The following is an 18,344-nucleotide window of genomic DNA, read 5'->3' as shown; positions in this document are numbered from 1 at the left end:
TATAGCGCCTCATCGGGTTCGATAGTGTTGGGCCCATGAGCCCTGTCCTCGATATTCAGAATGTCAGCGTGCGCCGCGGGCGCAAGAAACTCCTCGATGACGTCTCCTGGACGGTGAACGAGGACGAGCGCTGGGTGATTCTGGGGCCGAACGGGGCGGGCAAGACCACTCTGCTGCAGATCGCCGCCGCCCGGATGTTCCCGACCACCGGTACGGCCGAGATCCTCGATGAGCAGCTCGGCGCCGTCGACGTCTTCGAGCTGCGCCCGCTGATCGGCTTCAGCTCCAACTCGCTGACCACCACGGTCCCGATGCAGGAGACGGCGCTCAACGTCGTCGTCACCGCCGCCTACGGGGTCACCGGACGCTGGCGCGAGGAGTACGAGCAGCTCGATGAGCGCCGGGCCTTCGCGCTGCTCAACGAGTGGGGCGTGGGCACGGTCTTCGACCGTCCCTTCGGCACCCTCTCCGAGGGGGAGCGCAAGCGGGTCCAGATCGCCCGGGCGCTGATGACCGACCCAGAGCTGCTGCTGCTCGACGAGCCCGGCGCCGGACTGGACCTGGGCGGACGCGAGGCGCTCGTGGCGCGGACCAGCGAGCTGGTCCGCAGCGAAGAGGCTCCCACCACCGTGCTGGTCACCCACCACCTCGAAGAGATCCCGCCCGGCTTCACCCACGTGCTGCTGCTGCGCGACGGCAAGACCGTCGCCGCGGGACCGATCGAGGAGACCATGACCTCGGCGAACCTCTCCACCACCTTTGACACCGAGCTTGATCTGATCCACCGCGACGGGCGCTATTCGGCCTTCAAGAAGCAGCCCGAGGCGGCTGTGGCCGGCTCCATGGCTGCTCCGGCGGCTGGGCTGTCGCAGGCTCGTGGTTGATGGAGGCGCTCGCTGACTTCTTCCTGAACGAGCTCAGCGTCGCGCAGCTGCTGCTGATCCTGGTGGCCGGGATCTGGGCCGGCGCGATCAACACGGTGGTCGGCTCCGGCACCCTGGTGACCTTCCCGGTGCTGGTCGCCATGGGAGTGCCGCCGGTCTCGGCCACGGTCTCCAATGCGATGGGCCTCATCGCCGGCAACTTCACCGGCGCCTGGGGGTACCGGCGCGAGATCCGGCAGGTGAAGTCGGTGCTGGTGAAGCTGGTGCCGGCCTCGATCCTGGGCGGCGTCATCGGCGCCACGCTGCTGATCACCCTGCCCGAGGAGATCTTCGGGAGGGTCGCCCCGATCCTGATCGTGGTCTCGCTGGGCTTCGTCATCGCCCAGCCCAGACTCTCGGCCTGGGTCCGGGCGCGCGCCGCGGCCCGGGAGTCCGACGCCGGGGCCGCCGGAACTTCCGGGGCTGCCGGAACTTCCCGGCCGGCCGAATCCGGTGCGGGTGACGCGCCCACGGCGGGCAGGCCCTCGATGCCCACGGTGAGCCTGGCGCTGATGCTGCTGGTCTTCGCGGCCGGCATCTACGGCGGCTACTTCGTCGCCGCGCAGGGGATCCTGCTCATGGGCATCCTCGGGATCTTCCTGATGGCCAACATCCAACAGGCCAACGGCGTGAAGAACCTGCTGGTCGCCGTCGTGAACCTCACCGCCGCGATCAGCTACGTGTTCGTGGACTATGTGCTGCGCGAAGCCGGGGACCGCGTGATCCTCTGGGAGGTGGTGGTGGTCATCGCCGTGGGCTCCACGCTGGGCGGCCTCATCGGCGCCTGGGTGGGACGCCGCCTCTCGCCGCTGGTGCTGCGAATGATCATCGTCACCCTGGGCCTGGTGGCGCTTTTCGTGATGCTGCGCAACCTCTTCGTCGCCTGACCCCTCCTCTGACCCTCCCGGGTGGTTGAGTTTTCCGGCTACTACTTACCCGCCGGAAAACTCAACCACCCGGGAGGGTTAGGTTCTTCGCGACCGGCGCCGGACAGGGGCACGGCCGATTTGATATAGTGCTGTGTTGGTCCAAACTCGGCCCACCCTCAGTTCCACGCCTCTGGCAAAATCCAGCGGCAGATGAAAAGGACACACTCCATGAAGTCTGATATCCACCCCAAGTACGAGCCGGTCATCTTCAACGACCTGGCCTCCGGTGAGAAGATCCTCACCCGCTCCACCACCTCCTCGAAGAAGACCATGGAGTGGGAAGACGGCAACACCTACCCGGTCATCGACGTCGAGATCTCCGCCGCCTCGCACCCGTTCTACACGGGCAAGCAGCGCATCATGGACTCCGAGGGTCGCGTCGAGCGCTTCAACGCACGCTTCAAGGGCTTCGGCGGCAAGAAGTAGGCAGTTCACGCTTCTGGCGTCTCAAGCATCCTCAGCAGGGCCGCAGTCACCTCGACTGCGGCCCTGCTGCTGTCTCAAGGCCCTGGGCAGTGAGGCGCAACGCCGACTAGAATGAGTCATGACCAAGACCGGCCGGAACACCGCCGCGGCGGTGCTGCTCGTGGCAGCGGCAGCGCTGGCGCTGCTTGGGGTATTGGTCCATCACAGTTTCACGGCTGAGTACGGCATCATCACGCATAGTGCAGTCGAGGGCCTGGTCTGGGGATTTACGGCCGGCCTCTCCGGAGCAGCTCTCGTGCTGGTCGGGGTCGTCGCCGTGTGCGCCCTGGTGCTCTCACCGCGACCGTGGATGCGGTGGACGGCCGTCGCCATCCCGGTCCTCATGCTGCTCGGGATGCTTGCTCTCACCCCCGTGGCGCTCCAGCAGAAGACTGAGGCCCAGTACGACGCCGTTCCGCAATGCGTGACCGAGGGTTCGGGTGAACCCGCTGCCGCTGCAGAGCGTGAGTCCCAGCGGGCATTCGACTCCATCGAACACGTCGGACACTTCGGCGGCGGCGGCGCCAGTGGGGTCGATGGCTGTGACCGCAGCTTGGTGGTCTCCGAAGAGGTCGATGTGCTCGAGCACTATCGGGCAGCGCTGCCCGAGGCGGGCTGGGAAGTGATCGAGGACGACGGACGCCATCTGCGGGCCCAGCGGGAGGGGATGGCGTTCGAAGTGGCGCTCTGCCCCGGAGGCGGCGTCGTGTGGGCTGGAAGCGACGACGGCGCCGGTGCGCAGTGCGAGCCTGGCTGACCCGGAACTGTCCTGCAGGGTCACCGCTGCGCGGGTGCTCTCAGTCGTCAGCGACCACCGGGTAGATGTAGTTCATGAAGCACAGCGCCGCGATCGCGGTGCCATAGGCCTTGGAGGGGACGATCGACTCCACGATGTAGCGGATGCCGCTCAGCTCGAAGTGCTGGTAGCCGTTGTAGTACAGCTCATCGAGCATGTCGCGAAGATGAGGTTTGACGTCCTCCTCGCCCATCCCCCCGCCGAACTCGCACACCAGGCCGCCCTGCTTCTCCCCGTTCTCATCGTGGAGCAGTCCGTAGATGATCCCTGCGGTGGCCCGCTCGCCCGGGCCGCACGAGAACTCAGCCACGATGGACTCCATCACCTCGCCGTGGGCGATCGCCTTGCGACCGGGATACTCCTTCAGCACCGCAGTCTTCGGCAGGATCGAGCTGTACGTCATGATGTTCGCCATCTCGATCCCGGCGTCGTGGAGTGCCAGGTGGTAGGACCCCGCGTGGATGGTCACATCACTCTCACCCTTCCCCTGCGTCTCGAAGTAATCACAGGGTATGCGGTTGCCAATTTTCATAGATCTACTCCAAACGTGGGGCTCTGTCGATCACGGGGACGGCGCATGCCCGTCGGCTCTGCAGCTCCCCGAGGTCCGACATCGCAGATGTTCAGGGCGCCCCTGGAACGGAGGGGCGCCTGTCACGGTGCACTGACCACGCTAGGTCGGGAGGCCGGCCCTGCATCACAGTGATGGGCGAACCCCCGCGGGGACTACGGGGGAACCCCCGTGATTCCCGGTGGTGAAACATTCCTGCCCCTGCTCGCCCTATCACCGGCAGGAATAGGATTGCCCCATGACGGACACGCATCAGCAGCACGGGGAGTACAAGGTCGTGGGCGGCAAGCTCGTCGTCGTCGACCTCCACACCGACCTTGATCCCCGCACCCACCCGCGCGACGCGCACATCACCGCCGCCTCGGTCAACGGGGACTTCTTCCTGGAGCCCGATGAGGCGCTGGACTCGCTCAACGCCGCGCTGATCGGGCTGCCGACCCGCGCCACCCGGGAGGAGATCGCCGAATCCGTGCGCGCCGAGCTGCCCGCGGAGGCCCATATGTTCGGCTTCGACGAATACGCCGTCGCCACCGCGGTGCGCCGCGCCCTGGGCCATGCCACCCGCTGGGAGGACCACGACTGGGAGGTCATGCCGGCGGTGCAGATGCCCGTGGAGATGCACGTGGCGCTGGATCAGGTCCTCACCGAGGAGGTGGGCCGCGGCACCCGGCCGCCGCTGATGCGGATGTGGGACTACGCCGGCCGGGCCGTGGTGATCGGTTCCTTCCAGTCCCTGGTCAACGAGGTCGACTCCGAGGCCGCCGAGCGGCTCGACGCCACCGTGGTGCGGCGGATCACCGGCGGGGGAGCGATGTACATGGACGAGGGCAGCTTCGTCACCTACTCGCTCTCGGTGCCGCAGTCCCTGGTGGACGGGCTCAGCTTCGCCGACTCCTACCCGTTCCTGGACGCCTGGGCGATGGAGGCGCTGACCTCGATCGGGATCACCGCCTCGTATAAGCCGCTCAACGACATCGTCTCCACCGAGGGCAAGATCGGCGGGGCCGCGCAGAAGCGACTGGCCAGCGGCGGAATGGTGCACCACGTGACCATGAGCTACGACATGAACGCCGACGACATGCTCCAGGTGCTGCGCATCGGGCGGGAGAAGATCTCCGACAAGGGGATCACCTCCGCAGCGAAGCGGGTGGATCCGCTGCGCAGCCAGACCGGGCTGGCCCGAGCGGAGATCCTGGACGCGTTCGTGCAGACCTTCGCCACCAAGTACGGGGCGCGGATCGCCGAGATCCGTCCCGAGGAGCTGGCCCGCGCCGAACAGCTGGTGAAGGAGAAGTTCAGCACTCCAGAATGGACCGCCAGAGTCCCCTGAGCTGGGAGGATACAGAGTCCGACGACGGGGCTGAGGTCCACGATTCGCGGTCCAGTTCAGCGTCGTGCTAATGTTTCTTGTCGTTGCCTCTGAGGCAAAAACAAGATGCGCGGGTGGCGGAATAGGTAGACGCGCTAGCTTGAGGTGCTAGTCCTCGTAAAGAGGGTAGGGGTTCAAGTCCCCTTCCGCGCACATCTGAGAACGAAGCAGAGACCCCGGTCTGACATGGAGCAATCCATGTCGGCCGGGGTCTTTTGCTTGCCTCCTTCAGAAGGGCACCTGGGTGGCGAGCAGCCCGGCCGCCGGTGCGCGACCGCTGGTGACGCGGCAGAACTCAAACGGGTCCATGGCGAGGTGCTCTCCGCCCCCGCCGGCGTTCCCGCCGTCGCCGAATGTCCAGTGCCCGCCGGCGGGTCCGCTGAGCTCGAGGACGACGGGCCGCCCGTGGCGCAGGGCCCACTCGTGGACGGCGTCGTCGACGATGACGCCCTCATGGTCGGCCGTGGCGAGCATCTCCATGCCCGTGGCCCGGGTGATGTCGATCCGGTGCATGAACGGGTCGCGGGTCAGGATCACGTCGAACAGGTAGCCGAAGGTCCATCGCCCGTCGGTCTCCTCCTCCATGGTCTGGTTTCGCAGGAACGTCGGTGAGCGGCGCCGGTTGCGGACAGCCTGTGGGCTCAGCCTCCGGTACTGACGGGCGACCTCCTCGGCGGTGAGCGCTGCGTTCTTCTCGACTTGGAGCGCGGTCAGCGCATCGATCTGCAGGCCGCCGCGGCGCCGTGCGCGCAGGGCGGCCGTCGCCTGCTGGCGGATCATCTCGGGCACCGAGGCCGCCATCTGGACCATCCCCAGCATGTGCCCGGCCATCGCGCGCACATCCCACTCGGGGCAGTCGGTCTGGGCGGCCCACTGTTCAGGGGTGAGCTGGTCCAAGAGATCGGCGATGCGCGCGTATTCGGTGGCGGCGAGCTGGGTCGCGAGGGCGCGGTCCAGCTGGGGGAGGCGGGCCTCCCGGGTCAACTCTTGCTGCTTGGTGCTCATGACTGCTCCTTAGGCAGTGGGTGGTTCTGGAGTCAGGGCAGGCCGAGGTCGTCGGCCAGCATGTCGATGGCACGGTCGAGCAGTCGAGCCAAGCGGTCTCCGCCGGGATCGTTGGCGTGTTGAGAATCCACCAGGCCCCCTACCAGCGCGGTGAACAGGTCGAGGTCCTCTTGTGCCGTGATGCCGTGACGAATGAAGATCTCGCGAGCGAGGTCCAGCGTGGCGACGGCAGGGGCGTAGTTGTGCGCGCTCGGGGTGAAGCCCGGGATCGTCCGCAGATTCATCAATTGATGTCGGGGAAGGTCGCTGACGGCGAAGTCGAAGAAGCTCCGCGCGATGAACCGGAGCGCCTCGCGCGCGTCCTCCGGGACCTGGTCCCGCAGGGCCTCGAACTGCGTGAGACATTCGGCCCAGGCCTGCCCGAACATGGCGTCGTAGATCGCGTGTTTGGATCCGAAGTGCGTATAGAGCGACGGCGCGCGCATGCCGACCCGCTCGGCCACCCCGCGCAGGGTGATCTCCGCGAGCCCGGCCTCACGCGCCATGGACCAGGCCGCGTCGAGGATTTCGAGCTGCGTGGCCTCACGCCGTTCGGCCTGCCTATCACGCGTAGTTCCACCTAACATAGTTAGGATTCAAGCACCGGCGCGTATGGCCTGTCCAGGGTTCGGGTCCTCATCCCCGCCCCTCAACGCAGGGGGCGCCGCTCAGCCGTCGTTGGCGTTGCCTCGGTCGGCGTAGTCCTCCGGGTCACCGCCGTCGTGCTGTGCCCACTGCTCCGCGCAGGTGCCCCGGGGGGATTCGGCTCCCAGTCGGCGCGGGCCTGGGACTGCTGCCACAGGTTCTGGTCGACCTCTTCCTGGGACTGTCCGCCCCGCACGAGCGTCGAGGTCTCGATTCCTTCCCAGCAGGCGAAGTGGGACTCCAGGTGTTCCCACTCATCGATCTGCAGGTAGTCCGGGTGGCACAGCGGGTCCGGCATCGCTCCGCTGCCGTCCCAGTCCTGCGGCCAACCTGCAGGCTGGGCGCCGTCGTTGTGCGCGGCTTTCGCGGCCAGCGCCTCGTCGTCGTTGCAGTGCAGATGGAAGACCTCGCTGCCGTCGTCCTCCTCCGGAGAGATGTAGAAGAACTCCACGCCATCGGGCCCGCCAATGAGCTGCTGGCCTCCGGGGTGCTGCTCAGCGTCATGCTCAGCGTCACCCTCAGCGGCATCCGCGGTGCCCGGCCCGGCGGCATCTGACTCGGCGGGGGCGTCTTCGTCGCTGGTGTCTGCCGCAAGCTCTGCGGTCTCACTGGAACTCGACGCCGGCTCCTCAGCCGCAGCGACATCGTCGGCAGGATCATTCTCGGCGGGAACATCGGCCGCGCAGGAGGAGAGCAGCAGGGCCGCTCCGACGGTCGAGAATACCGGAATCCAGCGTCTGTCAGGCATGTTCACACCATACATATCGCTGATTCTCAAGTGAACAACAATGAGCAATCATCTTGGCCGAGCCGAGCGGGGAAACCTTGCGATCCTGGCGTGTCGCCCGGCACGCCTGGCCGACGCGCTGCGCGTCATCTCCTTGAGCGCACCTGGTTCCTCCTGGAAAAAGCCCGTGTGCTAGCGTCATACGGTCCCCGGCAGGGGCCTCCACCCGCGCCGGATTCCCCGGTCGCGGTGCAGGTCTCGGCAACAGACTTCAGACCGTTCATCTCGCCGACTTCGCCACGTGTTCAGAGACGGAGCAGCCGATGAAGCACCATGCCGAGGACGCCCCCTCGACGCCTCGGCGAGAACCGTCTGATGTCCGGTCCGCGGAGGAGCAGCACGGCTCGTCGTCGGTGATCGCAGCAGGAACCCCGCGCATCAACTACGCACTGATCCTCGGCTCCACCCTGGCGCTGACCGCTATCGGGCTCACCATGGTGTTCTCCATCACCGCGATCAACGCTTTCGGCGACGCCGAGGGCAGCACCGGCGTGTTCCGGGGTCAGGCAGAGTGGGCGGCGGTCGGGCTGCTGGGGATGATGCTGGTCTCCCGGGTCAGGGTGCAGCTCTTGGGGGCTCTCGGCTGGGTGCTCATGGCGCTGTCCTGCGTGCTGCTGGTGCTGATGGTCGTCACGCCGCTGGGTGTCGAAGCCGGCGGGAGCACCAATTGGATCCGGCTCGGCCCCATCACGGGTCAGCCCTCCGAGGTGGCGAAGCTCGCGCTGGTGCTCTGGGGCTCCACGGTTCTCACCCGCAGAGCCAGCGGCGACCGGAGGCTCCTTGACTGGCTGGTCCCGATCGTGATGCCGGGGGCGCTCGTGGTGCTCACACTGGTCTGGATGGGCGGCGATCTCGGCACAAGTCTGATCATCATCTTGATCGTCGGTGCCCTGCTGTTCAGCGCTGGCATCGCCAAGCGATACCTCCTCATCACGGCGGGGGCCGCCCTGGCTGCGGTGGTCCTGCTGATGTGGACCACGCCGTACCGGATGATGCGGGTCTCTGCCTGGCTGCGCCTGAACTGTGATCATCCGCTCGGGCCCTGCCGGCAGTGGGAACAAGGCTTCTCTGCACTCACCTCAGGGGGCTTCTGGGGTGTCGGGCTGGGGGAGTCCCGGCACCGGTCTTCCCTCCCGGAGGCAGAGCATGACTTCATCTTCAGCATCCTCGGCGAGGAGCTCGGCCTGCTGGGCGCAGCGGTGGTGCTGGGACTCTTCGCGGTGCTGTTGCTGGGAATCCTCCGGGTGGTCGCCGCATCCCAAGGCAGGTTCATCCGCCTCATCGGCACCGGCGTGGCTGTATGGATCGCCGGTCAGGCGTTCCTCAACATCGGCATGGTCACCGGTCTGCTTCCCGTGGTGGGGGTGCCGCTGCCCTTCATCTCTGCCGGTGGTTCCGCGCTGACCTGCGTCCTGCTCGGCGTCGGGGTGCTTCTGAACTTCGCGCGACGCCAACACCTCGACCGGCAGTCCGCACTCCGTTCCGCGCGGTGAGGGGCGCCGTCGGTTCGCCCGCTGGCCCAGCGCGGCCAGGCGTGCCGCCTCAGTGATTCGCCGCTGCCGCGTCGTGGGCCGCTTGGCCTGGGTGGACCGCATCCTGACCTAGCTCAAGCCGCTCTTCGACTCCCTCGATGAGCTGCCGGCCCACTTCACCGCCCAGGAGCAGGCAGCGATCAACCGGTATCTCCGCCTCGCGGCCCAGCAGCTGACCGAGTTCGCCGCGGGACTTGGCCATGATGATGACGAGGGTGTCAGAACAGAGCAGCCCAAGGCCCGATCCAGGCGTTGAGGGGCGGATTCTCCGACCATTCGACCCGGATCTTGGGGTGAACTACCCGGAGATTCCGCCCCTCAACGGGGGTCGCACCTAGCTCAGCGAAGCGTGCGTCAAAGGAATGCTCTTCACCCAGGCCCATGTAGAGGGTCCGGGCCTGCGGCGATCCAGAAGTTTGGCAGATCGCGGTGATGGAGCAGAAGAACACCCACCACCACGCACTGAGGGGCGGATTCTCCGACTGCATCGGGCCATTTCGGGCCCAACTGGTCGGAGAATCCGCCCCTCAACGGGAAGGTTCGCCCCTCAACGGGGACGGAAGAGAAGTGTCAGCGCGGGGCGGTGCCTGCGCCGGGGTTGCCGGGGTTGCGGCCTGAACGGCTGCGCACGGTGCGGAAGACTTTGCGGCCGAGCCACATGAGGACTGTTCTGATGATCATCTCCGGAGCATAGCCGAGCCCCCACCCCGCCCAGCACACGCGAGCTGAACAGGGCCTGGGCAAGTCAGACTCGATAGGCTGATGGCAGAAGAATCCCAACCCCAGGAGACGCCCTGTGAGCATCGCCCCCGGCACGAATCCCGCAGATCCCGCCGCAGCAGCCGAGACCGAGGTCATCGACTTCTGCCGCGACCTGATCCGCTTCGACACCTCCAACTGGGGCGAGGGCAGGTCCAACGGGGAGCGCGAGGCCGCAGAATACTGCGCCGCGGTGATGCGTCAGGCTGGGCTGGTGCCGGAGATCTACGAATCCGCTCCGGGGCGCACCTCGGTGGTGGCCCGGATGAAGGGCGCCGACCCGGAGCTCGGCGCGCTGGTGGTGCACGGGCACCTCGACGTCGTCCCCGCCCAGGCGGAGGACTGGCAGGTCGACCCCTTCGCCGCGGAGATCCGTGACGGGATGATCTGGGGCCGCGGCGCTGTGGACATGAAGGACATGAACGCGATGATCCTCGCCGCGATGCTGCGGATGCACCGCGAGGGCCACCAGCCCCAGCGCGACCTGATCTTCGCCTTCTTCGCCGATGAGGAGGACAACGGCAGGTTCGGCGCGAAATGGATGGTCGAGCACCACCCCGAGGTCTTCGACGGGGCCACCGAGGCCATCAGCGAGGTCGGCGGGTTCTCCACCGACGTCGCCGGCCAGCGCGCCTACCTGATCCAGACCGGGGAGAAGGGGCTGCACTGGACCAAGATGACCGCCTCCGGCACCGCCGGGCACGGCTCGGCCGTCCACAGCGACAACGCCGTGGTCCGGCTCGGCGCGGCCGTGGCCGCCATCGGCGAATACGAATGGCCGCTGGACTACACCAAGACCACCCGGGCACTGATGGAGCAGCTCTCCGAGCTCACCGGGATCCCGTTCGACGAGAAGGACCCCTCGAAGCTGCTCGAGGCCACCGGCAGCGCCTCGAAGTTCATTTCCGCCACGCTGCGCAACACCTCCAACCCGACCCTGCTCGAGGGCGGCTACAAGCACAACGTGGTCCCCGGCTCCGCCTCCGCGCTGGTCGACGCGCGCACCCTCCCGGAGCAGGACGACCAGGTCGCCGCGAAGCTCAAGGAGCTGGCCGGGGAGAAGGTCAGCTTCGAGCTGCTCAACGGCGGGCCTTCGCTGGAGGTCCCCTTCTCCGGGCTGCTGGTCGAACAGATGGTCGCTTCGCTGAAGGCCGAGGACCCCGAGGCCGTGGTGCTGCCCTACATGCTCGGCGGCGGCACCGACAACAAGCACCTGGCCTCGCTGGGGATCTCCGGCTATGGCTTCGCCCCGCTGCAGCTCCCCGCCGACTTGGACTTCACCGGCATGTTCCACGGCGTGGACGAACGGGTCCCCACCGAGGCGCTGACCTTCGGCGTCCGCGTGCTGCACCGCTTCCTCGCCGTCCAGTAAGTACCGCAGCAGACGACCCCGGCGGACGGCCCTGAGCTGCGCGCCGGCACATCACCTTCCAAGCAACACCCGAGCCCCCACCGCAGGAGCGCACCATGGACCCCGTCACCACCGTGCTGAGCCCGGAGCTGCTGGCGCGCATCGCCGCCCGCGCCCCCGGATACGACGCCCGCAACGAGTTCTGCCACGAGGACCTCGCCGAGCTCACCGAGGCCGGGTACCTGCGGGCCATGGTCCCGGCGCAGATGGGCGGGCTCGACTGGGACCTGCCGACCCTCGTCGCCGCGCAGCGTCGGCTCGCGGCCGCCGCACCGGCCACGGCGCTCGCGGTGAACATGCACCACATCTGGGTGTCCGTGGCGCGCAGCATGGTCGCCGGCGGGCACGACGCCTTCGAGCAGGTGCTGAAGGAGGCCGCAGCCGGGGAGATCTTCGCCTTCGGCATCTCCGAGGCCGGCAACGACGCGGTGCTCTTCGACTCCACGACCCAGGCAGTCCTTGACGACGACGGCGCGGTCAGCTTCACCGGCACCAAGATCTTCACCACCTTGTCCCCGGTCTGGACCCGGCTGGGCCTCTTCGGCAAGGACACCGCCGCCACCGGGCAGGAGGGGGAGACCCCGCTGATCTTCGGGTTCCTCGAGCGCGAGGCCCCGGGCTGGCGCACCATCGAGAACTGGGACACCCTCGGGATGCGCGCCACCCAGTCCCACGCCACCGCCCTGGAAGGGGCCAGGATCCCGGCGGAGCGGATCGTGCGACGGCTCCCGGTGGGACCGAACCCGGACCCGCTGGTCTTCGCGATCTTCTCCTCGTTCCTGACCCTGCTCGCCGCGGTCTACACCGGGATCGGGGACCGCGCGCTGACCCTGGGCGCGGAGCTGGTGGCCCAGCGCCGCTCGCTGCTCAGCGGGGAGACCATGGACCGGGACCCCGACGCCCGGTACAAGCTGGCCGAGGCTCAGCTGGCCCAGCTGTCCCTGGATTCTCAGCTGCGCGGACTCGCCGCAGAGATCGAAGCAGGAGCCGAGCACGGCGCCTCCTGGTCGCCCCGGCTGGCGGCGCTGCGCACCAGCGCCACGCGGACCGCGCGGAAGGTGCTGGACCTGGTCCTGGGAGTCAGCGGGGGAGCGCAGTACCACCGCGAGTCCGAGCTCAGCCGGCTCTACCGCGACGTGCTCGCCGGGATCCACCACCCCTCCGACGACGAATCGGCGCACCGGACGCTGGCGAACTACACCCTCGGCCCGCTCTGAGCCGCCCCCTCTGACCGGCCTGTGCTGACCGGCCCGCGGAGACCGGCCTGCGCTGAGCCGACCTCCGGGCCGCGTCACCACCTGACTGCCCTACAGCGTGCGCTGGACCCGCATCACCCGGCGGCGCAGCCAGTATCGACGCATTCCGCCGGTATAGATCATGGAGCGGCGCAGCTCCCATTTGCCGTACTCCGCGTGGTCGGTGACCCGGCGGCGAACCTCTTTCAGCGACTCCTGCGGTTGGCAGGTGATGACCATGTATTCCCAGGTGGGGCCGGCGTCGTCGGTCGTGGTGTAGAGCTCGGCCATGGGCTGGGACCACCAGTTCTGCTGGGTCATCAGAGGTTCACCGTCACTTTCGTGGAGAAGCTTCAGCCTACGTCGGACAGAGTCTCGATCCGAGGTCTCAACCAGGACTTACCGAAGTGGTGTCTCGTTGGTACGGTGAGCATATGACTATGGATCCTCGCGTGGCACTCAACGCGCTGACGAACGCTCTCGAAGAGCACCTCTCCGCCTCGCTGAACCGCCGTGGGAATGAGGATCCGGCAGTGGAGTCCGCGTTCTACGAGATCTCCGACGCCTTCGAAGCCTACGAAGACGCGCTCTTCGCCGCCAGCGGCGAGGTCACCCCGCTGGACCTCTACGACGAGGACGACAGCGACGAGGACGACAGCGACGATGACGACGACGACGATGACAGCGACGACGAGCTCGAAGAAGAAGAAGACGACGACGGCGAGGCAGAGGTCTACGAGGAGGACGAGGAGCGCTAGGCGCTCAGCGACTCCAGCAGACCCAGCACCCCGGTCCTCTCCCAGAGCATCTCCAGAGGTCTTTCAGCGGGTTCACAGCCCCGCGTGATCTTCGCCACTGTGGTCGGTCACCGGCAAGCAGACTCCGATGCTCTAAGCTCGGCCTGTGCAGTGGATAGAAGCAATCATTCTTGGCCTGGTGCAGGGCCTCACCGAGTTCCTCCCCGTCTCATCCTCCGCGCACCTGCGGATCGTGGGGGAGTTCCTGCCTGGCGCCGCTGACCCCGGCGCGGCGTTCACCGCGATAACCCAGCTCGGCACCGAATTCGCGGTGCTGGTCTATTTCTGGCGTGACATCGTGCGGATCGTGAAGGCCTGGTTCGCCGCCCTGATGGGCAAGCTGCCCCATTCCGACGCCGATGTGCGGATGGGCTGGCTCATCATCGTGGGCACCGTCCCGATCGTCGTGCTCGGGCTGCTCCTCGAGGACATGATCGAATCGGTCTTCCGCACGCTCTGGCTCACTGCGACGATGCTGGTGATCTTCGGCGTGCTCCTGGCCTTCGCCGACGCCTACGGCAAGCAGCGCAAACCGCTGGATCAGCTCAGCGTCCGGGACGGCATCATCTTCGGCTTCGCCCAGGCCATGGCGCTGATCCCCGGGGTCTCCCGCTCCGGCGGCACGATCACCGCGGGTCTGCTGATGGGCTACACCCGTGAGGCCGCCGCCCGGTATTCCTTCCTGCTGGCGATCCCGGCGGTCTTCGGCTCCGGGTTCTACAAGCTCTTCGGCTCGCTGGGGGAGCAGACCGGCCCCTACACGATGGGCCAGACCATGGTCGCGACGGTCGTCGGGTTCTTCGTGGCCTATCTGATCATCGGCTGGTTCCTCAAATACGTCTCCACGAACTCCTACACCTTGTTCGTGAACTACCGGATTCTGCTGGGCCTGTTCGTGTACGTCATGCTGGGCCTCGGAATCATCAACGCCTGATCGGCGTTCAGTCAATAACGACTCTCTTCCCGGCAGCGGGTTCCGCGGCGGCTCAACGCTGCCGATCACCTGCCGGGCTGCCCCACTGGTGAAAGGACCTCTGCGTGAAATCGTGGACCTCCCCGGACGTGCCCACCCTGCCTGCGCTGCCGGAGACCCTGCAGCTGCACGACACCTCGGCGGACGCTCTGGTCCCGGTGGAGTCCACCGACGGCGTGGGGTCCCTCTACGTCTGCGGCATCACCCCCTATGACGCCACGCACCTGGGCCACGCGAACACCTACGTCCAGTTCGACCTGCTGGTGCGCTATTGGCGCGCCGCCGGACTGCGCGTGAACTATGTGCAGAACGTCACCGACATCGACGACCCGCTGCTGGAGCGCGCCACCGCCACCGGCGTGGACTGGTTCGAACTCGCCAAGGAGCAGACCGAGCTCTTCCGTGAGGACATGGCCGCCCTGGGCGTGATCGCCCCCGACACCTATCTGGGCGCGGTGGAGACCATCCCGGTCGTCGCCCACGACGTGGCCCAGCTGGTCGAGCTCGGCATGGGCTACCCGGTGCCGGTGCCGCTGGAGGAGCTGGCCGACGGCGTGACTCCCGGTGAGCCGGAATCCTTCGACATCTACTTCGACACCACGGCGGCCCAGGCCACCACCCCGTGGACGCTGGGCAGCATCGGCCACTACGACCGCGCCGAGATGGAAGAGCTCTTCCCGCAGCGCGGCGGAGACCCCGAACGGGTCGGCAAGCGCGACCCGCTGGATCCGCTGCTGTGGCGTGCGCGCCGCAATTCCGAGCCGCACTGGGACGGTCAGAGCCTCGGCCAGGGCCGCCCCGGCTGGCACATCGAATGCTCGGTGATCGCCCGCCGCCACCTGCCCGCGCCGTTCATGGTCCAGGGCGGCGGCTCCGACCTGCGCTTCCCGCACCACGAGTTCAGCGCCGCCCACGCCACCGCCGCCGACGGCGTGGCGCTGGCCCAGACCTACCTGCACGCCGGGATGGTCGGCCTCGACGGAGAGAAGATGTCGAAGTCCAAGGGCAACCTGGTGCTCTCCTCCCGGATGCGCGCCGAAGGGGTCGACCCGCAGGTGATCCGCACGCTGCTGCTCAGCCACCACTACCGCGCGGAGTGGAACTACACGCCCGACCTGCTCGACGCCGCGGCGCAGCGCTGGGAGCGCTGGAACGCCGCGCTGGACGCGGCTCCGGAGACCGACGGCTACGGCGAGCTCGGGACCGCCGGCGCCGTGCCCGAGGACCTGCAGCACGCGCTGCACTCGGCCCTCTCACAGAACCTCAACGCTCCGGCGGCCCTGGACACCCTCGACATGTGGGCCACCGGCCAGCTCGCCGGCCGCACCAGCCGGGCGCGGGTCATCGCGGTGGTCAAGGCGCTGCTGGGCATCGAGCTCCAGGAAGCGACTCCTGCGCACAGCGGGCATGCCACCAAGGCCAAGACCGCCGGCTGACGACGCCGGCCAAGCCGGTAGGCGCCGGCAGAGACCGCCGGCTGAAGCGTCTGACGCGATCAGCCCTCGGGGCGCTTGCGTCGGCGCAGGTAGCGTTCGAACTCCTGCGCGATGGCCTCGCCGCTGGCCTCAGGCAGATTCGTGGTGTCGGTGGCCTCTTCAAGACGCTTGACGTAGTCAGCGATCTCGGCGTCCTCCTCGGCCAGATCATCGACCCCGCGCTCCCAGGCCTCGGCATCCTCGACGACCTCGCTCTCATCGAGGGTCAGCCCGAGCAGATCCTCGAGCTCCCGCATGATCGCCAGCTGCGCCTTCGGTGAGGGCGCCTGACCCACATAGTGCGGAATCGCCGCCCAGAGCGAGACGGCGGGAAGCCCGGCCTGAGCCGCCGTGTGCGCGAGCACCCCGACGATCCCGGTGGGACCCTCATAGGTGGGTTCATCGATGTCCAGGATCTCCTGCAGCGCGACGTCCTCGCTGGAGAGCGAGGCCGGGATCGGGCGGGTGTGCGGCACATCGGCCAGCAGCGCGCCGACCAGGATGATCCCGGAGACGTCGTTCTCCGCGGCGCGGGTCAGCAGATCTGCGGTGAAGGCCTGCCAGCGGAAGCTCGGCTCCACGCCGTGGACCAGCAGCAGATCCACCGCCGCCCGGGCCGGTCTGGCCCGGTAGATCTTGGTGGAGGGCCAGATGATCTCCCGGTGCCCCCCGGAGCTGCGCACCTTGGGCCGGGAGAACTGGTAGTCGTAGTACCCCTCGTCGTCGACCTTGCCGACCAGTTCGGCGCCGCAGGCCTGTCCCACCGCGCGCACCGCGGAGGAGGCGGCCGCGCCGGCGTCGTTCCACCCCTCGAAGGCCATCACCATCACGGTGGGCCGCGAGCGGGGAGCTTCACCTTCGCCGGTGACCGCGGCGGTCTGGTTGGCGCGCAGGTGCTCGGCGAAGCGCTGTGCGAAGCCTTCGGGCAGCGCGGATTCTCCGGCCGCCTGGGGTTCGCCGGAGTCCTCGGGGGAGGAGTCCTGAGGCGCTGTCTCGTCGCTCACGCTTCTCACACTATCCCCCTGGTGACCCCACGGGAAGCGTACGATTGAGCCCATGCCTTCGACCTCTTCTGCCACTGTTCAGCACCAGACCTCCGGTGCTTCCGCCGCCCCTGAGGCGCTCTCCGGGGAGCTTCAGGCCGTGTTCTGGGACATGGACGGCACGCTGGTGGACACCGAGCCGTATTGGATCTGGGAGCAGCGCGCCCTGGTCGAGGCCCACGGCGGCACCTGGTCCCAGGAACAGGCGCACGGGCTGGTCGGGCAGGCGCTGAGCTACAGCGCCCTGATGCTGCGCGAGGCCGGGGTGGACATGACGGTGCGCGAGATCATCGACCACCTCATCACCCGGGTCGCGGAGCGCGCCGTCGCCGAGATGCCCTGGCGTCCCGGAGCCCGCGAGCTGCTCGCGGAACTCAGCGCCGCCGGAGTGCGCTGCGCCCTGGTCACGATGAGCGAGAAGCCGCTGGCCGAGGCGATCGTCGCCGCGCTTCCGGCGGGGCAGCTGGAGTTCATCGTCAGCGGGGACATGGTCAGCCGCGGCAAGCCGGATCCGGAGGCCTATCAGCAGGCGTTCACCAGGATGTCCGGCGACCACGGACAGCGCAGCGGGGAGCCGCTGCAGATGAGCCGCTGCATCGCGATCGAGGACTCGGTCCCCGGGGTCACCGCCGCCTCTGACTCCGGACTGGTCACCATCGCGGTCCCGCACTACACCCCGATCCCCGCGGATGCGCGCTGGCAGACCCTTGACGGGCTGGCGGGCGTGAGCGCGGCAGACCTCGAACGGCTCCTGGCCCGATGACCGCAAGCCCCGGCAGACGGCGCAAGAAGGCGACGACCCGGGTGCGGATCGCCGGCATCCCGGTGCGGTTCCGCGCCTCCTGGTTCCTGGTCAGCGCCGTCATCGTGGTGCTCTTCGGACCCCAGGTGCAGCGGATCTTCCCTGAGCTGGGCGTCCTGGCCTACCTGGTGGCGCTGGGCTACGCGGTGCTGCTGATGTTCTCGGTGCTGGCCCATGAGCTCGCCCACGCGCTGGCCGCGCGCTCCTTCGGCTGGCCCGCCACCGAGATCGAGCTCAACCTCTGGGGCGGACACACCGAGTTCCTGGCCCACCGCGCCACACCGTCGAAGTCTCTCGCGGTCTCCCTGGCCGGCCCCGCCGCCAACCTGGTCATCGCCGGACTCGGCTTCTACCTCTCCGGCGCGCTCGAGCTCACCGGGGTCACCGCCATGCTGGTCCAGGTCACCGTGCTGGTGAACTTCTTCGTCGGGATCTTCAACCTGCTCCCCGGGCTGCCGCTGGACGGCGGACGGATCGTGGAGTCCGCAGTCTGGGCCGCCACCGGAGATCAGGACCGGGGCATGCGCGCCGCCGGATGGGCCGGGCGCCTCGTCGTCGTCGCGCTGCTTGTCGGACTGGCCGTCGTGGTGATCACCGGGGTGCGCGAGGTGAGCCTGGTCGTCGTCGTCGTGGCGGTGATGGTCAGCTTCTTCATCTGGCAGGGCGCCTCGGAGAACGTGCGGGTGGCCAATGCGCGGCTGAAACGGCCGCGCTGAGCCTCAGCTCCGCTGGCGCCGACCACGACTGCTGCCTCCGGGTCCGACGGGGGATCGCTCCGCGCTGATGGC

At 68.0% G+C, this 18,344-nt stretch carries 20 protein-coding genes and 1 tRNA gene; 14 read left to right on the top strand and 7 right to left on the bottom strand.

The genetic code is table 11. The features are described 5' to 3' along the window. The first annotated feature begins 35 nt into the window (after positions 1 to 35). The 4 genes from LSI54_RS10985 to LSI54_RS10970 all read left to right on the top strand — a co-directional run bounded on the left by LSI54_RS10985 (position 36) and on the right by LSI54_RS10970 (position 3,074). The gene (locus LSI54_RS10985) at positions 36 to 884 is read left to right on the top strand and encodes an ABC transporter ATP-binding protein (RefSeq protein ID WP_241478377.1); all 849 of its coding nucleotides are present in this window, start codon (positions 36 to 38) and stop codon (positions 882 to 884) included. Then, positions 884 to 1,810: a sulfite exporter TauE/SafE family protein gene (locus LSI54_RS10980; RefSeq protein ID WP_241476256.1), complete on the top strand. Its 927-nt coding sequence runs from the start codon at positions 884 to 886 to the stop codon at positions 1,808 to 1,810. The genes LSI54_RS10985 and LSI54_RS10980 overlap by 1 nt, the downstream gene beginning before the upstream one ends. Positions 1,811 to 2,020: 210 nt before the next feature. Next, positions 2,021 to 2,278 carry a type B 50S ribosomal protein L31 gene (locus LSI54_RS10975; protein WP_036474713.1) on the top strand — a complete coding sequence of 86 codons (258 nt, stop codon included), beginning with the start codon at positions 2,021 to 2,023 and terminating at the stop codon, positions 2,276 to 2,278. Positions 2,279 to 2,396: 118 nt separating this feature from the next. Next, positions 2,397 to 3,074: a hypothetical protein gene (locus LSI54_RS10970; protein ID WP_241478376.1), complete on the top strand. Its 678-nt coding sequence runs from the start codon at positions 2,397 to 2,399 to the stop codon at positions 3,072 to 3,074. Between the two features lie 40 nt (positions 3,075 to 3,114). On the opposite strand, the gene LSI54_RS10965 is transcribed toward LSI54_RS10970, so the two are convergent. Continuing rightward, positions 3,115 to 3,645, bottom strand: a complete 531-nt coding sequence (locus tag LSI54_RS10965) for a pyruvoyl-dependent arginine decarboxylase (RefSeq protein WP_255727100.1) — start codon at positions 3,643 to 3,645, stop codon at positions 3,115 to 3,117. A gap of 277 nt (positions 3,646 to 3,922) precedes the next feature. Between LSI54_RS10965 and LSI54_RS10960 the strand changes: the two genes are divergently transcribed. Next, positions 3,923 to 5,014 (top strand): lipoate--protein ligase family protein, encoded by a 1,092-nt coding sequence (locus LSI54_RS10960; RefSeq protein ID WP_241478375.1) that lies wholly within the window; start codon positions 3,923 to 3,925, stop codon positions 5,012 to 5,014. 107 nt (positions 5,015 to 5,121) lie between these two features. Further along, positions 5,122 to 5,206 (top strand) — tRNA-Leu (locus tag LSI54_RS10955). A gap of 75 nt (positions 5,207 to 5,281) precedes the next feature. Here the strand turns inward: LSI54_RS10955 and LSI54_RS10950 are convergent. From LSI54_RS10950 to LSI54_RS10940, 3 genes are all read right to left on the bottom strand, one after another. Further along, positions 5,282 to 6,058 carry a maleylpyruvate isomerase family mycothiol-dependent enzyme gene (locus LSI54_RS10950; RefSeq protein WP_241478374.1) on the bottom strand — a complete coding sequence of 259 codons (777 nt, stop codon included), beginning with the start codon at positions 6,056 to 6,058 and terminating at the stop codon, positions 5,282 to 5,284. Positions 6,059 to 6,090: 32 nt separating this feature from the next. Next, complete coding sequence (locus tag LSI54_RS10945) at positions 6,091 to 6,684, bottom strand: TetR/AcrR family transcriptional regulator (RefSeq protein ID WP_241478373.1); 594 nt, start codon at positions 6,682 to 6,684, stop codon at positions 6,091 to 6,093. Between the two features lie 62 nt (positions 6,685 to 6,746). Next, positions 6,747 to 7,490 (bottom strand): hypothetical protein, encoded by a 744-nt coding sequence (locus tag LSI54_RS10940; protein WP_241478372.1) that lies wholly within the window; start codon positions 7,488 to 7,490, stop codon positions 6,747 to 6,749. A gap of 302 nt (positions 7,491 to 7,792) precedes the next feature. Between LSI54_RS10940 and LSI54_RS10935 the strand changes: the two genes are divergently transcribed. Beyond that, positions 7,793 to 9,022 (top strand): FtsW/RodA/SpoVE family cell cycle protein, encoded by a 1,230-nt coding sequence (locus LSI54_RS10935; RefSeq protein WP_241478371.1) that lies wholly within the window; start codon positions 7,793 to 7,795, stop codon positions 9,020 to 9,022. 49 nt (positions 9,023 to 9,071) lie between these two features. Here LSI54_RS10935 and LSI54_RS10930 read toward each other — a convergent pair whose 3' ends face one another. Then, a complete protein-coding gene (locus tag LSI54_RS10930; RefSeq protein WP_241478370.1) occupies positions 9,072 to 9,263 on the bottom strand; it encodes a hypothetical protein in 192 nt (63 codons plus the stop codon). 594 nt (positions 9,264 to 9,857) lie between these two features. Between LSI54_RS10930 and LSI54_RS10925 the strand changes: the two genes are divergently transcribed. Next, entirely contained in the window at positions 9,858 to 11,192 is a 1,335-nt protein-coding gene (locus tag LSI54_RS10925; protein ID WP_446740382.1) for a M20/M25/M40 family metallo-hydrolase, read from the top strand. A gap of 95 nt (positions 11,193 to 11,287) precedes the next feature. Next, entirely contained in the window at positions 11,288 to 12,448 is a 1,161-nt protein-coding gene (locus LSI54_RS10920) for an acyl-CoA dehydrogenase family protein (protein ID WP_241464512.1), read from the top strand. Between the two features lie 90 nt (positions 12,449 to 12,538). Here the strand turns inward: LSI54_RS10920 and LSI54_RS10915 are convergent, their stop codons facing one another. Next, a complete protein-coding gene (locus LSI54_RS10915; protein WP_241465073.1) occupies positions 12,539 to 12,757 on the bottom strand; it encodes a DUF5703 family protein in 219 nt (72 codons plus the stop codon). 143 nt (positions 12,758 to 12,900) lie between these two features. Between LSI54_RS10915 and LSI54_RS10910 the strand changes: the two genes are divergently transcribed. The 3 genes from LSI54_RS10910 to mshC all read left to right on the top strand — a co-directional run bounded on the left by LSI54_RS10910 (position 12,901) and on the right by mshC (position 15,672). Beyond that, positions 12,901 to 13,224 carry a primosomal protein gene (locus LSI54_RS10910; protein ID WP_241478369.1) on the top strand — a complete coding sequence of 108 codons (324 nt, stop codon included), beginning with the start codon at positions 12,901 to 12,903 and terminating at the stop codon, positions 13,222 to 13,224. A gap of 145 nt (positions 13,225 to 13,369) precedes the next feature. After that, positions 13,370 to 14,197: an undecaprenyl-diphosphate phosphatase gene (locus LSI54_RS10905; RefSeq protein ID WP_241478368.1), complete on the top strand. Its 828-nt coding sequence runs from the start codon at positions 13,370 to 13,372 to the stop codon at positions 14,195 to 14,197. 104 nt (positions 14,198 to 14,301) lie between these two features. Then, positions 14,302 to 15,672: a cysteine--1-D-myo-inosityl 2-amino-2-deoxy-alpha-D-glucopyranoside ligase gene (mshC, locus tag LSI54_RS10900; RefSeq protein ID WP_241469739.1), complete on the top strand. Its 1,371-nt coding sequence runs from the start codon at positions 14,302 to 14,304 to the stop codon at positions 15,670 to 15,672. A gap of 59 nt (positions 15,673 to 15,731) precedes the next feature. Here mshC and LSI54_RS10895 read toward each other — a convergent pair whose 3' ends face one another. Beyond that, on the bottom strand, positions 15,732 to 16,715 hold the full coding sequence (locus LSI54_RS10895) for a PAC2 family protein (RefSeq protein ID WP_241469738.1): 984 nt from the start codon (positions 16,713 to 16,715) through the stop codon (positions 15,732 to 15,734). Positions 16,716 to 16,767: 52 nt separating this feature from the next. Here LSI54_RS10895 and LSI54_RS10890 point away from each other — a divergent pair, with 52 nt between their 5' ends. Both LSI54_RS10890 and LSI54_RS10885 read left to right on the top strand, forming a co-directional pair. Beyond that, positions 16,768 to 17,517: an HAD family hydrolase gene (locus tag LSI54_RS10890; protein WP_241464517.1), complete on the top strand. Its 750-nt coding sequence runs from the start codon at positions 16,768 to 16,770 to the stop codon at positions 17,515 to 17,517. Further along, positions 17,514 to 18,272 carry a site-2 protease family protein gene (locus LSI54_RS10885; protein ID WP_241469734.1) on the top strand — a complete coding sequence of 253 codons (759 nt, stop codon included), beginning with the start codon at positions 17,514 to 17,516 and terminating at the stop codon, positions 18,270 to 18,272. Before LSI54_RS10890 ends, LSI54_RS10885 begins: the two co-directional genes overlap by 4 nt. Positions 18,273 to 18,344 lie beyond the last annotated feature (72 nt).

The sequence above is a fragment of the Nesterenkonia sp. AY15 genome (assembly GCF_022565855.1).
GTDB lineage: Bacteria > Actinomycetota > Actinomycetes > Actinomycetales > Micrococcaceae > Nesterenkonia.
Note: the sequence above shows the minus strand (reverse complement) of the source record. Positions and strands in the feature narration are given on the sequence as shown.

Bases quoted from the DNA above. Each gene is read 5' to 3' on its own strand.
- LSI54_RS10930 (WP_241478370.1), bottom strand. From the start codon at position 9,263: ATGGCCAAGTCCCGCGGCGAACTCGGTCAGCTGCTGGGCCGCGAGGCG.
- LSI54_RS10985 (WP_241478377.1), top strand. From the start codon at position 36: ATGAGCCCTGTCCTCGATATTCAGAATGTCAGCGTGCGCCGCGGGCGC.
- LSI54_RS10975 (WP_036474713.1), top strand. From the start codon at position 2,021: ATGAAGTCTGATATCCACCCCAAGTACGAGCCGGTCATCTTCAACGAC.
- LSI54_RS10920 (WP_241464512.1), top strand. From the start codon at position 11,288: ATGGACCCCGTCACCACCGTGCTGAGCCCGGAGCTGCTGGCGCGCATC.
- LSI54_RS10935 (WP_241478371.1), top strand. From the start codon at position 7,793: ATGAAGCACCATGCCGAGGACGCCCCCTCGACGCCTCGGCGAGAACCG.
- LSI54_RS10915 (WP_241465073.1), bottom strand. From the start codon at position 12,757: ATGGCCGAGCTCTACACCACGACCGACGACGCCGGCCCCACCTGGGAA.
- LSI54_RS10945 (WP_241478373.1), bottom strand. From the start codon at position 6,684: ATGTTAGGTGGAACTACGCGTGATAGGCAGGCCGAACGGCGTGAGGCC.
- LSI54_RS10885 (WP_241469734.1), top strand. From the start codon at position 17,514: ATGACCGCAAGCCCCGGCAGACGGCGCAAGAAGGCGACGACCCGGGTG.
- LSI54_RS10910 (WP_241478369.1), top strand. From the start codon at position 12,901: ATGACTATGGATCCTCGCGTGGCACTCAACGCGCTGACGAACGCTCTC.
- LSI54_RS10960 (WP_241478375.1), top strand. From the start codon at position 3,923: ATGACGGACACGCATCAGCAGCACGGGGAGTACAAGGTCGTGGGCGGC.
- LSI54_RS10970 (WP_241478376.1), top strand. From the start codon at position 2,397: ATGACCAAGACCGGCCGGAACACCGCCGCGGCGGTGCTGCTCGTGGCA.
- LSI54_RS10940 (WP_241478372.1), bottom strand. From the start codon at position 7,490: ATGCCTGACAGACGCTGGATTCCGGTATTCTCGACCGTCGGAGCGGCC.
- LSI54_RS10950 (WP_241478374.1), bottom strand. From the start codon at position 6,058: ATGAGCACCAAGCAGCAAGAGTTGACCCGGGAGGCCCGCCTCCCCCAG.
- LSI54_RS10980 (WP_241476256.1), top strand. From the start codon at position 884: ATGGAGGCGCTCGCTGACTTCTTCCTGAACGAGCTCAGCGTCGCGCAG.
- LSI54_RS10965 (WP_255727100.1), bottom strand. From the start codon at position 3,645: ATGAAAATTGGCAACCGCATACCCTGTGATTACTTCGAGACGCAGGGG.
- LSI54_RS10890 (WP_241464517.1), top strand. From the start codon at position 16,768: ATGCCTTCGACCTCTTCTGCCACTGTTCAGCACCAGACCTCCGGTGCT.